This window comes from Nitrosomonas limosa, assembly GCF_054188085.1.
Genome location: NZ_CM135180.1, coordinates 2,463,462 through 2,475,333 on the forward strand (window position 1 = coordinate 2,463,462; position 11,872 = coordinate 2,475,333).

Genomic DNA, 11,872 nt, shown 5'->3' on the forward strand with positions numbered 1-11,872 from the left:
TCCATGATCAATGTGTGTTGGTATTAGGCATAATGGCGCTGTTCACCGGCGCCATAAAGATTGGTGACACAACGTGTACACAAAGTAGGATGTTCTGCATGTTGACCTACATCTTCACGATAATGCCAGCAACGCTCGCATTTTTTATGAATACTGGATGTTATCGTGATGCCTTCCTGAATTGGGTTATCAACCTGTTTCAGACTGACTTCGGAAACGATCAGTACAAAACGTAAATCCCCTTCCAGTTCGCTAAGTAAGAGAAAGTCTTCGCTGCTGGCGCATATTTCAACCGTTGCAGCTAACGATGATCCGATTTCACCTTGTGCACGGGATTCTTCCAGTTTTTTCAGAACTTGCGAGCGTAACATCCGTATTCTTGCCCAGCGCTGTTGTAATCTCTCCGTTGCCGATTGAGTAGGGAAGGTATGCCACTGATGCAATAAAACGCTATCACTGGCATCTTTAGCCAGATATTCCCATACTTCTTCGGAAGTGAAACTCAGAATCGGCGCAAATAACCGTACCAGACTGTGGGCGATATGGTGCAGCACGGTTTGTGCGGAACGGCGCGGGAGGCCTTTTGTTGCTGACGTATAAAGACGGTCTTTAAGAATATCCAAATAGAAACCGCCTAAATCCTCCGAGCAAAAATTGTGCAGCTGGTGAACAACTTGATGAAACTCGTAACGTTCATAGGCTGCGATCAGTTCTTTTTGGAATGTTTCGGTAAACGATAGCATATAGCGATCGATTTCCAAGCAGTCAGTAACGGCGACTGAGTCGTTTCTCGCATCGAAATCGGTCAGGTTAGCAAGTAAGAAGCGCAACGTATTGCGGATACGCCGGTAGCTTTCAACAACCCGCTTCAAAATTTCTTCTGAAATCGAGAGCTCACCGGAATAGTCAGTTGAAGCTACCCATAATCGCAATATGTCAGCACCGGAAGTATCCATCACTTTTTGTGGAGCAATGACATTTCCCTTTGACTTACTCATCTTATGACCTTGTCCGTCTACTACAAAACCGTGCGTAAGTAACGCGTGGTAAGGTGCTAGGCCGTCAATCGAGCAGCTGGTCAATAGTGAAGACTGGAACCAACCACGATGTTGGTCGGAGCCTTCCAGATAAAGATCGACAGGAAAATCAAGCTGTTCGTTTGTCTTAACGACCGTGTCGTGCGTAGTGCCGGAATCGAACCAGACATCCAGGGTGTCGGTTGATTTCATGTAATCCTTAGCTTCTTCGCCGAGCAACTCGCTAGCATCCAATGAGAACCAAGCTTCTATACCTTGTTGTTCTACTTTTTGCGCAACCAATTCCAACAGTTCATGAGAACGCGGGTGGGGTGCATGGGTTTCTTTATGCACAAAAAAGGTCATTGGGACCCCCCAATTCCGCTGGCGCGAAATGCACCAATCCGGGCGATTCTTGATCATTGCTTCCAAACGAGATCTCCCCCAGCTGGGATAGAAATCGGTGTCATCGACTGCTTGCATTGCTAATTCGCGCAAGCTTTTTTGATGTTCCGATGTATCGCATAGATTGTGGAGATTCATGCCAATAAACCATTGCGGTGTCGCACGAAAAATAATGGGGGTTTTGTGGCGCCAGCAATGGGGGTAGCTGTGATCAATTTTTTTATGACAAAATAAGTGAGAGTTGGAATTAAGAGCGTCAATAACGACGTCGTTTGCTTTCCAAACCGGGAGACCGCCTACCAAAGGCGTGTGGGCAATAAATTTGCCGCTGCCATCCACCGGACTCTCACTCGGTAATCCATAATGCTGGCCGACAAAATAGTCGTCCAAGCCATGCGCGGGTGCTGTATGCACTAGGCCGGTGCCAGCATCCAGTGTCACATGCTTGCCACAGATAATTTTTACAGTACGCGCTTCAAATGGGTGTTGCAGGGGTAAATGCTCTAAAGCTTGGCCTTTGCAGCTAGCCAATGTCGCGCCAGTGAGCTGGTAACGCTCCAGGCATGCTTCGAACAGTTCGCTGGCAAGTATCAGTAAGCCACGCGATGTTCGCACTAATACATAATCAAACTCCGGATGAACACAAACTGCCTGGTTTGCCGGGAGAGTCCATGGCGTCGTGGTCCAGATGATGGCAAAAGTTTGAGTTTCGGCGGGAATGTTGACGCCAAAAGCATTACTTAGTAATTCGTGGAATTCCGCTTTAACGGTAAAGCCAACATCAATGGCCGGTGAAGTTTTATTTTCATACTCGACTTCCGCCTCCGCCAGTGCCGAACCGCAGTCAATGCACCAATTAACCGGCTTTTGCCCTTGATATAAAAAACCGTTCTGATAAATTTTTCCAAGGGCGCGAATGATTCCGGCCTCGGTTTTGAAATTCATGGTGAGATAGGGATTCTCCCAATCTCCTAGTACGCCCAACCTTATAAAGTCGGCTTTCTGGCGTTCAACTTGTTGAAGAGCGAAGGCGCGGCAAAGCTCCCTGACTTTATCAGCGGGCAGATTCTTGCCGTGTTTTTTTTCAATCTGATGTTCTATCGGTAATCCATGGCAATCCCAGCCGGGGATGTAAGGTGCGTCGTATCCCGACAATGTTTTGCTTTTAATGATGATGTCTTTAAGAATTTTGTTAACGGCATGACCAATGTGGATGTCTCCGTTAGCGTACGGAGGTCCGTCATGCAAGATGAACTTTGGACGGTTTTTGCATGCGGTGCGAATCTTTTGGTAAAGATTTTTTTCTTGCCAGGCTTTCAGCATCGCGGGTTCCCGGCTGGCGAGATTGCCGCGCATCGGAAACGGGGTGTCGAGTAAATTCAACGTATTCTTATAATCGGTCATGGAATTTTCAGATTAATGGGTTAGTGTGCAATGCAAATACTACTGGAATTGTGCGCATTGGGTTTTGTCATGAAAAAATTTTTTGTTTGCACAATATCTTTTTCAATTTGCTGAATAAGCGCGCTGATATCGGAAAATTTTTGCTCATCACGCAGTTTGTGCAAGAAATCAACTTGCAGCCGTTGTCCGTATATTTCCTGGTTAAAGTCAAACAAGTGCACTTCCAATACATAACTGCCATTCTGATGAGTGGTTGGCCGTACTCCGAGACTGGCAACTCCAGGTAGCGGTGTCATGGGAGATGATGGAATGGCGCCACGGACTGAAACAGCAAAGATACCCGATAATACCGGGCGATTATGCTTTAATTGAATATTGGCAGTCGGGAAACCGATTTTCTTGCCAAGTTTATCGCCATCGATAACCCGTCCGCTCATGCTGAAAGGCCTGCCCAGAAAATTATCTGCTGCTGCCAAATCTCCATTTGCCAATGCCTGGCGGATAACTGTGCTTGAAACACGTGTATCATTGACCGTTATGTTTGGCATTATTTCGACGGTATAACCGTTTGCAGCCGAAAGAGTTTGCAGCATGGTTATATCGCCGGCCCGGCGTGCACCAAAACGAAAATCATCGCCCACAAGTAGCCAACGCACGTTTAGCTCTTCGCTGAGAATCCGCGTGATAAATTGTTCCGGAGGCATTTTTGCAAACTCGTAATCGAAGCGACAAATGTATACACGATCGACATTTGCTTGAATAAGGTACTGCAATTTTTCCCGGATACCCGTTAAGCGGGTTGGTGCTTGATCGGGTGAGAAGAACTCTCGTGGGTGGGGTTCGAAGGTCATTACGCAAGCAGGCAATCCGAGCATTTTGGCAGTTTTTTGTAAGTGTTTGAGCATTGCTTGATGCCCCATATGCACACCATCAAAATTACCAATTGTTAGCGCGACAGGCGTTTTAACACGGGACGATGTTTTTCGCCATATATGCATGAACAGGAATCCAAAAAATGTTGATTTTATCTTGATTAATGCGCAAAGGTCTAGGTTCATACAGGGTTATTGTGTGCTACATTAGCTTTATAATTGATTGATGTCCTTTGTTTGGTATGGTTAATAAATTGCGGCGTTCCGATCATTTAGAAAAATCATCTGATAGAAAAGATCAGATTTTGCAAACTCTGGCAGAAATGTTGGAGCACCCCCATAGCATGAAAATTACAGTTGCCGCATTAGCAAAGCGGCTGGAGGTATCGGAATCTTCGGTTTATCGCTGTTTCCCGAGCAAGTCGGAAATGTTCGGGGCGCTGATCGAGTTTATCGAAAAAACTCTGTTTGTATTGGTTAATAAAATCCAGCAAGAGGAAAGTTCTGGTGTTAAGCAAATTGAGAATTTATTATTGCTGTTAATGGGTTTTTCGCAGAAGAATCCTGGAATGACACGTCTCTTGATCGGTGATGTATTGGTTAACGAGAATGAGCATCTGCAAATACGCATTAATCAATTACATGATCGTCTGGAAGCAACGCTCAAGCAAGCATTGCGATTTGCTATCAGTGAAGGGAAAATAAGCAACCAGATTGATGCAGCGGCCTATGCTAATCTGCTTATGTGTTTCGTGATTGGTTGCTGGCATCAATTTGTTAAAAGCGAATTCAATCGAAGCCCTTTAGCTGGTTGGGAAATCCAGCGTTTGGTTTTGTTACCGGGCGGTATCGGCTGATATGGCTGGTAATGAAAGCTTATGGAGAAATGGTTGTTGTAGAGGACTGCATTTGACATACCGGGCATCTTGGATCTTTGTTTACTTTGGCTGAACGCCAATTCATTGTCAGGGCGTCAAGTAACAATAGCCGTCCGTTCAGACTTTCTCCGATATTCAATAAAGTTTTAATTGTCTCCGCAGCTTGAACGCAACCGATGATGCCGGCAATGGGAGAAAATACCCCCATAATTGCACATGGCATATCTTCCTGCTCTCCTTCCATTGGGTATAAACAGTGATAACAAGGGGCTCCGGGCTGGCTTAAATCAAAGACGCTAACTTGACCTTCAAAACGCACAACCGCACCGGAAATCAATGGTTTTTTATGGATGACACATGCTTGGTTAATGAGGGAGCGTGTCGCGAAATTATCGCATGCATCAATAACCGCATCCGCTGTGGCTACTAAATGCAGTAATTGTGCAGCATCAACTTTTTCTTGAACAGTCGTGACATTAATTTCCGGATTAATTTTTGTGAGTGTTTGTTTCGCTGAGAGCGTTTTGGCTAAACCAATCGACTGATTATCGTGAATGATCTGACGTTGCAAGTTGGTTAGATCTACCTGATCACCATCACAAACAATTAACTTACCAATACCGCTAGCAGCGAGATACATGAGCGCAGGCGAGCCGAGCCCGCCCGCGCCAATAACTAAGACGCTTGATTGGCAGAGTTTTTCCTGCCCCTCAACATCAATCTGAGGTAGCAGGATATGACGGCTGTAGCGAAGTAGCTGATGATCATTCACAATCCTAAAGATCAGCTTTCTGTCTTGGCATCACTCTTTTTTTCTGGAAGCGTCACAATGCCTTTGAAGTAATTCATGGCTTGTTTCAGCAAGAGATCATCTTCTGAGCCGAATTCGATAGGTGCTTTATTTTTCTTATCTTTATTCTTCTTCTCATTTTTCTCATCGGTTGGTTTCAGTTCTGTTTTTCCAGTTTCGGAAACTGATTTTTTCTCTGTTTTTTTGCCGTTGGAAAGGTGGCGATTCAAATCCGCTTCCCGCAGCCGCTGTTCATCGTTGTTTCCTGTTTCATCAAGAATATCAGGTGTGATGCCTTGTGCTTGAATGGATTGACCATTAGGCGTGTAGTATCTGGCGGTCGTCAGTTTGATAGCTGTATTGTTTCCCAACGGTAGTATGGTTTGCACGGATCCTTTGCCAAACGTCTGGGAACCCATCACAATGGATCTCTTATGATCTTGCAAGGCGCCAGCAACGATTTCTGAGGCTGAAGCAGATCCTCCATTGACAAGCGTAATCATTGGAACAGTTTTTACTTCAGCAGGTAATCCCTTTAAGTAGTCTTCATCAGGTCCCCGCAAATAGAACTCAGGATTAGCATGCAATTTCATTCTCGCATCCGCACTGCGTCCTTCAGTGTAAACAACGAGCGAATTTTCAGGGAGGAAAGCTGCGGAAACGGCTACTGCACCGTTCAGCAATCCACCGGGATCGTTACGCAAATCGAGTATTAATCCTTTCATATCACCCTTGTTTTCGGCAAAGAGGGTTTTGATGGCGGTAGCGAGATTCTCACCAGTCTGCTCTTGAAACTGTGTGATGCGGATATAAGCATATCCAGGCTCGATTATTTTTGATTTTACGCTCTGTATCTTAATAATATCCCGAACCAGATTAAACACCAGCGGCTCTGATTCACCCTCGCGGACTATCGTGATTTTGATGGATGTATTGGGCTTACCACGCATGAGCTTGATTGCTTCATTGAGCGACATGCCTTTAACGACTGTATCGTCGAGCTTTACGATCAAATCTCCGGTCTTAATACCAGCGCGAAATGCTGGCGTATCTTCTATAGGAGAGATTACCTTGACGACCCCATCTTCCATTGTGACTTGGATACCCAAACCACCAAACTCACCTTGTGTGCCGATTTGCAGTTCTTTGTATTCGTCTTTATCGAGATAAGATGAGTGGGGATCAAGCCCAACGAGCATGCCATTAATGGCTTCGGTGATCAGTTTTTTATCTTCGACGGCTTCTACGTAGTCGCTTTTAATGCGACCAAATACTTGCGCGAATGTTCGTAGTTCTTCAATTGGCAGCGGATGAATCGCATCGATGTTATCTTTCTTGGCGATAGCGGAAAAATTCAAACTCAGCATCATTCCAGCGATTACGCCGAGCAGAATTAAACCAGTTTTTTTGATTATGTTACTCATTATGCTATCTCCGCACTGATCAAGTTTATGTAAAAAAACATTAAGCTCATTCTATTTTTATCCACGTCAAAGGGTCAAACGGCTTACCTTTATGACGAAGTTCAAAGTAAAGACCTGAATCTGAGTTACCGCCGCTATTTCCAACCGTTGCGATCGTATCTCCGCCCCGGATCGTATCACCGATTTTTTTTTGGAGTGTTGCATTATTGCCATAAAGACTCATATAGCCGTTTCCATGATCCAAAATGATCAAATGACCAAATCCTCTAAGCCAATCCGCAAAAACAACTTTTCCTTCTGATATCGCTTTAACATCGCTTCCATCCGGTGATTGGATGAATAAGCCTTTCCAAGTTAGCTGCTTGTTTGTACGCTGACTACCAAATCTATTAACAATTGATCCTTTAACCGGCAAATTTAATTTACCCTTTAGTGTTGAGAAAAGCGCATCATTCGTTAAATTAGCATCGGGTAATTTATTGTTAATTAATGTAGTATCAGATTTTTCGACAATTAATTTATTGATTTCTTTTACTAAACGGCTAAGGCGTCTTTCGTCATCATTAAGTTTATTCAATTCTTGCTGTTGTTTTGAAACTTGATCACTTAACTGCGATAGTAAAATTTTGTGCTTATTTTTCTCTTGTTCAAGTTTTTTTCTTTGATTGAAGTATTCTGTTTGAATGGCTGAAATTTCGTCTTTCTTTTGACGGCTAATCTGAATCAGAGTTTCAATTTTTTCTTGATTGATTTGAAGATTATTAATGATTTCTGAACGAGCTTGTGATACCTGATTGTAATAATATAAACTTCGAGCCAATTGATTGGGATTTTGCTGATAAAGAGTCAACTTGAGATAAGTATGATGTCCGCTTGTGTATTGTTGATAGAGCAATTTTTCTAGCTGCCCGCGTTCAGTATCAATATCATTTTTGATTTGCTTATATTGTAATTGTAATTGCTTGTAATTCTCAGTAGCTTGCCGATCTTCTTCAAGTAGTTTGTTTAATCTCTGCGTGATTTTGCTGATCGCTAGCTCGGTTTCTTGCAAGGCATTTGCTGCTCCCTGCTTGATTGTTACTTTCCTGTTTAATTCTTTTTGTAATATATCAATGCGTTCTCGCAACAGTTTTAAGTTTTCATTATTATCAGGAAAGATTGATGCCGGATAAGATAATGCAACCACTAAAACAAATCGTAAGATTTGTTGCCGTTGAATGCTGAATTTACTGTCCGAATCGATTCTCGAAGAGAAGCTCTTAATGAGTAAGGATGCAAGATTTTCACTCGTCATCGGGGATCTGTGCGCACTTTATACGGTTGATCTTCCCTGATTAGCGACAACTTGCATCGCTTCATTAACAGCTGTCAAGTCTCCTAGATAATAGTTTTGGATCGGTTTCAGATTGTCATCCAGTTCGTAAACCAGTGGAATGCCCGTCGGAATATTGCAATTAAGAATTTCTTCATCCGAAATATTATCCAGGTATTTCACCAATGCTCTTAATGAATTCCCATGTGCTGCAATGATAATACTTTTCCCGGATTGAACTTGAGGTGCAATAATGGAGTTCCAGTAAGGAAGGAATCTTGCTACTGTATCGCTAAGACACTCTGTCAAAGGGATATCGCTTTGTGCTAAGCCTTTGTATCTAGGATCGTTGCCAGCATAGCGATCATCATCAACACTCAAAGCCGGCGGTCTTACATCATAGCTTCTGCGCCAGATCAGAACCTGCTCATCGCCATATTTTGCTGCGGTCTCTGCCTTGTTAAGGCCTTGAAGTGCGCCATAATGGCGTTCGTTCAATCGCCAAGTATGTTGGATCGGAGTCCACATTTGATCCATTTCATCCAATACAATCCATAAGGTACGGATGGCCCGTTTAAGAACGGATGTATAAGCAATATCGAATGTAAAACCTTGTTCGCGCAAAAGCCGCCCTGCTTCTTGAGCTTCTTTTATGCCTTTGTGGGTCAGGTCGATATCCGTCCATCCCGTGAAACGATTTTCTTTATTCCAGGTACTTTCTCCGTGCCTCAGGAGAACAATTTTTTTCATATTGATCTTTACTAATAGGGGATGCGTGAGTGTTGCAGGATTAAAAACAGTGATATTTTATTATATTTTCAGTTGTAAACACAGTATCCGACTGATTCTTTTGTGTGAAAAAATTTTAGTAATGATCAACGCCACATTGCTTACTTGATCTTGAATGAATAGGGAATTAACACCCAATTTAACTACAGATAGATCGGTGGAGAAAATGTTATAAAATTAGTGCGTTGCTTATCGTGTAAACGAAGTGAGATCCGAATCGCTGATGTTTCTGTTAAAATTAACCATTTAATGAGTTAAAGCGGGCTATATGGAATTATCAATATTTCAAGACCATTTTCTATTAAGGCTGGAAAATCTGTTTTTTGTAATTGCTGCAGTAGTCAGTGCAATATTGCTACTTATCCCGATGTTTACACAAGGTGGGATCAAAGAAATTGATACACGCGAGGCTGTGCGATTGATCAATTATAAGGATGCTCTAGTTCTGGATGTTCGGGATGATAGTGAGTATTTGGCGGGTCATATACCGAATGCAAAACATGTGCCTTCGCAGAAGATAGCGGACCGATGGGTTGAATTGGAAAAGTTTAAAGATAAGCCTATTGTTGTCATTTACCCCGGTGGTGTTCGGTCTAATAATCCAAGCCTTGTTCTTAAAAAGAATGGTTTTACTCAGATCGTTAATTTAATGGGCGGGATTGATGCTTGGAAACGTGCGGGTTTACCGATGGTTAAGAGGTAAATTGATCAATGCCTAGAGTAATCATGTACACAACTGGGTTTTGTCCCTATTGCAAGATGGCAGAAAGCTTGTTGCGTTCAAAAGGCGTGCAAGAGATTGAGAAAATTCGCATTGATCTTGAGCCCGATCAACGCGGTGAAATGATGAATAAAACCGGTCGTCGTACAGTTCCGCAGATCTATATCGGTGATATTCATGTGGGCGGCTATGACGATTTGGCGCAACTTGACCGAAAAGGGGAGTTGACTGAGTTGCTGGCAAATTAACAATAGATTTTGCATTTATTCGTATTAACAAATTGCCAATAGTTTCATATTAATTTTTGACCTTAGGATATAAAGATGAGTGAGCAACAGCAACCAGTTTTTGTGATAGAAAAAATTTATGTAAAGGATTTATCTCTAGAAATCCCCAATGCGCCAAATATTTTTTTGGAAAGAGAGACTCCCGAAATTAATTTGCAGCTTGGCACTAAAAGCCAAGGCATTGACGTTGGACTCTATGAAGTGCTGCTGACAGTGACAGTTACCGCAAAAATTAAAGACAAGATTATGTTTCTAGTGGAAGCGCAGCAATCCGGGATTTTCAGGATTCGCAACATTCCGAATGATGAGATTGATCCTGTGTTGGGAATTGGATGTCCGAATATACTTTTTCCTTATTTGCGTGAAGTGGTCTCAGACATAGTTACGCGCGCAGGATTTCCCCCGGTTATATTGAATCCTGTCAATTTTGAGGCTATCTATCAGCAGAAAAAAGCCGAAGCAAAAACAAGCTCTAATTAGTTCAATATTCTAAATATTCATAAATCAACAAGTTCAGTGAAGATAACTCCGGATGAGCAGTAAAGTTACAGCATTGTTGTTTTTTAGCATGTTAATCTTGTCGATTACGGCTAAAGCAGAAATGGCGTTTTTCTCGATCGCGGAGAAATCTGTCGTTATGTATGATGCTCCTTCACTGAAAGCCGACAAACTCTATGTAGCAGACAGATATCTACCGATTGAGGTAGTTGTTGATGTTGAAGGTTGGGTGAAAGTTCGTGACAGCAGCGGAAGCCTTGCATGGATTGAGAAAAAATTTTTGAATCAACAGCGCTATGTCATCGTCACAGTTCCGCTTGCAAATATCCATCGATCAGCTGATAGCAATTCTGAACTACTATTCCAGGCGGAGGAAAACTTGGTCATGGAATGGTTGGAGTCTGATGCGCTTGGATGGGTGAAAGTGCGTCATATCGATGGTCAAACTGGTTTTGTAAAAGTCACTCAGGTTTGGGGTTCATGAGAATAGCAGTACTGGGTGCAGGTGCATGGGGATCTGCGCTTGCAATCAGTCTATCAAGCCGGCATTCCATTTGTATGTGGACTAAAGATCTGGATCATGCGTTTGAAATGAAAACGCAGCGGATAAATCAAAGATTCTTTCCCGGCTATTCATTTCCCGAAACGCTAGAAATAACATCGACGTTCAGCGAAGCACTGGATTGCGCTGATCTTGCAATCATTGTTGTGCCGGTTGCCGGCATGCGCGAGACTTTGCAAGCTATTGCGGCTAATAATGTCAGCATGCCGATTGTTTGGGGGTGTAAGGGATTTGAGTCTGAAACCTGTTACTTGCCTCATCAAATCGTAGAGGAAGAGATAACGTTATTGCAGAATTGCGGTGTTTTATCGGGTCCAAGTTTTGCGGAAGAAGTTGCGCAAGGGCTTCCTACGGCTTTGACTCTGGCCTCGAGCGATAGCAATTTTTCCAGCAGGATTGCTGCAGAACTGCACAGCTCCAGATTGCGCATTTACACCAGTCCAGATGTTATTGGCGTAGAAACGGGCGGTGCAGTCAAAAATGTAATTACAATAGCTGTTGGGATTTCTGATGGTATTGGATTCGGACATAATGCGCGAGCAGCCTTAATTACCCGTGGATTGATGGAAATGACTCGATTGGGGCTGAGTCTGGGCGGAAAAATGGAAACCTTCATGGGGTTGGCGGGGGTTGGCGATTTGATTCTTACAAGCACGGGAGATCTATCTCGAAACCGGCAAGTAGGGTTGCTGCTTGCTTCAGGGAAATCGCTGCGAGATATTTTGGGTGAATTGGGGCATGTCGCCGAAGGGGTGCATACGGCGCAGTCGGTATCAGAACTTGGGAATCGATTAAACATTGAAATGCCGATTACCGACGCAGTGTGCGGCATATTGCAAGGCCGTCTTTCGGCTCGAGCCGCTGTAGAAGTGTTGCTAAATCGCGAACAAAAATCAGAAGTTTATTAATTTTGG

At 43.3% G+C, this 11,872-nt stretch carries 12 protein-coding genes; 6 read left to right on the forward strand and 6 right to left on the reverse strand.

Features of this window, described 5'->3' with window-relative positions; all coding sequences use genetic code 11:
• Nucleotides 1-23: 23 nt before the first annotated feature.
• Both ileS and ACV7NC_RS11405 read right to left on the reverse strand, forming a co-directional pair.
• Complete coding sequence (gene ileS, locus ACV7NC_RS11400; RefSeq protein ID WP_458152694.1) at nucleotides 24-2,825, reverse strand: isoleucine--tRNA ligase; 2,802 nt, start codon at nucleotides 2,823-2,825, stop codon at nucleotides 24-26.
• A 20-nt stretch (nucleotides 2,826-2,845) separates the two neighbouring features.
• Entirely contained in the window at nucleotides 2,846-3,823 is a 978-nt protein-coding gene (locus tag ACV7NC_RS11405; RefSeq protein ID WP_458152695.1) for a bifunctional riboflavin kinase/FAD synthetase, read from the reverse strand.
• Between the two features lie 116 nt (nucleotides 3,824-3,939).
• Here ACV7NC_RS11405 and slmA point away from each other — a divergent pair, with 116 nt between their 5' ends.
• Nucleotides 3,940-4,554 carry a nucleoid occlusion factor SlmA gene (gene slmA, locus ACV7NC_RS11410; protein ID WP_458152696.1) on the forward strand — a complete coding sequence of 205 codons (615 nt, stop codon included), beginning with the start codon at nucleotides 3,940-3,942 and terminating at the stop codon, nucleotides 4,552-4,554.
• A gap of 19 nt (nucleotides 4,555-4,573) precedes the next feature.
• Here the strand turns inward: slmA and ACV7NC_RS11415 are convergent, their stop codons facing one another.
• The 4 genes from ACV7NC_RS11415 to gpmA are packed head-to-tail and all read right to left on the reverse strand — an operon-like array spanning nucleotide 4,574 to nucleotide 8,851.
• A complete protein-coding gene (locus ACV7NC_RS11415; RefSeq protein WP_458152697.1) occupies nucleotides 4,574-5,347 on the reverse strand; it encodes a HesA/MoeB/ThiF family protein in 774 nt (257 codons plus the stop codon).
• A gap of 11 nt (nucleotides 5,348-5,358) precedes the next feature.
• Complete coding sequence (locus ACV7NC_RS11420; RefSeq protein WP_458152698.1) at nucleotides 5,359-6,789, reverse strand: S41 family peptidase; 1,431 nt, start codon at nucleotides 6,787-6,789, stop codon at nucleotides 5,359-5,361.
• Between the two features lie 46 nt (nucleotides 6,790-6,835).
• Nucleotides 6,836-8,083: a murein hydrolase activator EnvC family protein gene (locus ACV7NC_RS11425; protein WP_458152699.1), complete on the reverse strand. Its 1,248-nt coding sequence runs from the start codon at nucleotides 8,081-8,083 to the stop codon at nucleotides 6,836-6,838.
• Between the two features lie 18 nt (nucleotides 8,084-8,101).
• Nucleotides 8,102-8,851 carry a 2,3-diphosphoglycerate-dependent phosphoglycerate mutase gene (gene gpmA / locus ACV7NC_RS11430; RefSeq protein WP_458152701.1) on the reverse strand — a complete coding sequence of 250 codons (750 nt, stop codon included), beginning with the start codon at nucleotides 8,849-8,851 and terminating at the stop codon, nucleotides 8,102-8,104.
• 307 nt (nucleotides 8,852-9,158) lie between these two features.
• On the opposite strand from gpmA, the gene ACV7NC_RS11435 reads away from it, so the two are divergent.
• The 5 genes from ACV7NC_RS11435 to ACV7NC_RS11455 all read left to right on the forward strand — a co-directional run bounded on the left by ACV7NC_RS11435 (nucleotide 9,159) and on the right by ACV7NC_RS11455 (nucleotide 11,866).
• Nucleotides 9,159-9,593 carry a rhodanese-like domain-containing protein gene (locus ACV7NC_RS11435; RefSeq protein WP_458152703.1) on the forward strand — a complete coding sequence of 145 codons (435 nt, stop codon included), beginning with the start codon at nucleotides 9,159-9,161 and terminating at the stop codon, nucleotides 9,591-9,593.
• Nucleotides 9,594-9,601: 8 nt separating this feature from the next.
• Nucleotides 9,602-9,859: a glutaredoxin 3 gene (gene grxC, locus ACV7NC_RS11440; protein WP_458152705.1), complete on the forward strand. Its 258-nt coding sequence runs from the start codon at nucleotides 9,602-9,604 to the stop codon at nucleotides 9,857-9,859.
• A 75-nt stretch (nucleotides 9,860-9,934) separates the two neighbouring features.
• Nucleotides 9,935-10,378, forward strand: coding sequence for a protein-export chaperone SecB (secB, locus tag ACV7NC_RS11445; RefSeq protein ID WP_458152707.1), 444 nt, complete (start codon nucleotides 9,935-9,937; stop codon nucleotides 10,376-10,378).
• 52 nt (nucleotides 10,379-10,430) lie between these two features.
• Nucleotides 10,431-10,880: an SH3 domain-containing protein gene (locus tag ACV7NC_RS11450; protein ID WP_458152709.1), complete on the forward strand. Its 450-nt coding sequence runs from the start codon at nucleotides 10,431-10,433 to the stop codon at nucleotides 10,878-10,880.
• Nucleotides 10,877-11,866 carry an NAD(P)H-dependent glycerol-3-phosphate dehydrogenase gene (locus ACV7NC_RS11455; RefSeq protein ID WP_458152711.1) on the forward strand — a complete coding sequence of 330 codons (990 nt, stop codon included), beginning with the start codon at nucleotides 10,877-10,879 and terminating at the stop codon, nucleotides 11,864-11,866. Before ACV7NC_RS11450 ends, ACV7NC_RS11455 begins: the two co-directional genes overlap by 4 nt.
• Nucleotides 11,867-11,872 lie beyond the last annotated feature (6 nt).

What these genes read in the sequence shown, in the direction of transcription:
- ileS (WP_458152694.1), bottom strand. Translation starts at nt 2,825, where the DNA reads ATGACCGATTATAAGAATACGTTGAATTTACTCGACACCCCGTTTCCG.
- ACV7NC_RS11405 (WP_458152695.1), bottom strand. Translation starts at nt 3,823, where the DNA reads ATGCATATATGGCGAAAAACATCGTCCCGTGTTAAAACGCCTGTCGCG.
- slmA (WP_458152696.1), top strand. Translation starts at nt 3,940, where the DNA reads ATGGTTAATAAATTGCGGCGTTCCGATCATTTAGAAAAATCATCTGAT.
- ACV7NC_RS11420 (WP_458152698.1), bottom strand. Translation starts at nt 6,789, where the DNA reads ATGAGTAACATAATCAAAAAAACTGGTTTAATTCTGCTCGGCGTAATC.
- ACV7NC_RS11425 (WP_458152699.1), bottom strand. Translation starts at nt 8,083, where the DNA reads ATGACGAGTGAAAATCTTGCATCCTTACTCATTAAGAGCTTCTCTTCG.
- gpmA (WP_458152701.1), bottom strand. Translation starts at nt 8,851, where the DNA reads ATGAAAAAAATTGTTCTCCTGAGGCACGGAGAAAGTACCTGGAATAAA.
- ACV7NC_RS11435 (WP_458152703.1), top strand. Translation starts at nt 9,159, where the DNA reads ATGGAATTATCAATATTTCAAGACCATTTTCTATTAAGGCTGGAAAAT.
- grxC (WP_458152705.1), top strand. Translation starts at nt 9,602, where the DNA reads ATGCCTAGAGTAATCATGTACACAACTGGGTTTTGTCCCTATTGCAAG.
- secB (WP_458152707.1), top strand. Translation starts at nt 9,935, where the DNA reads ATGAGTGAGCAACAGCAACCAGTTTTTGTGATAGAAAAAATTTATGTA.
- ACV7NC_RS11450 (WP_458152709.1), top strand. Translation starts at nt 10,431, where the DNA reads ATGAGCAGTAAAGTTACAGCATTGTTGTTTTTTAGCATGTTAATCTTG.
- ACV7NC_RS11455 (WP_458152711.1), top strand. Translation starts at nt 10,877, where the DNA reads ATGAGAATAGCAGTACTGGGTGCAGGTGCATGGGGATCTGCGCTTGCA.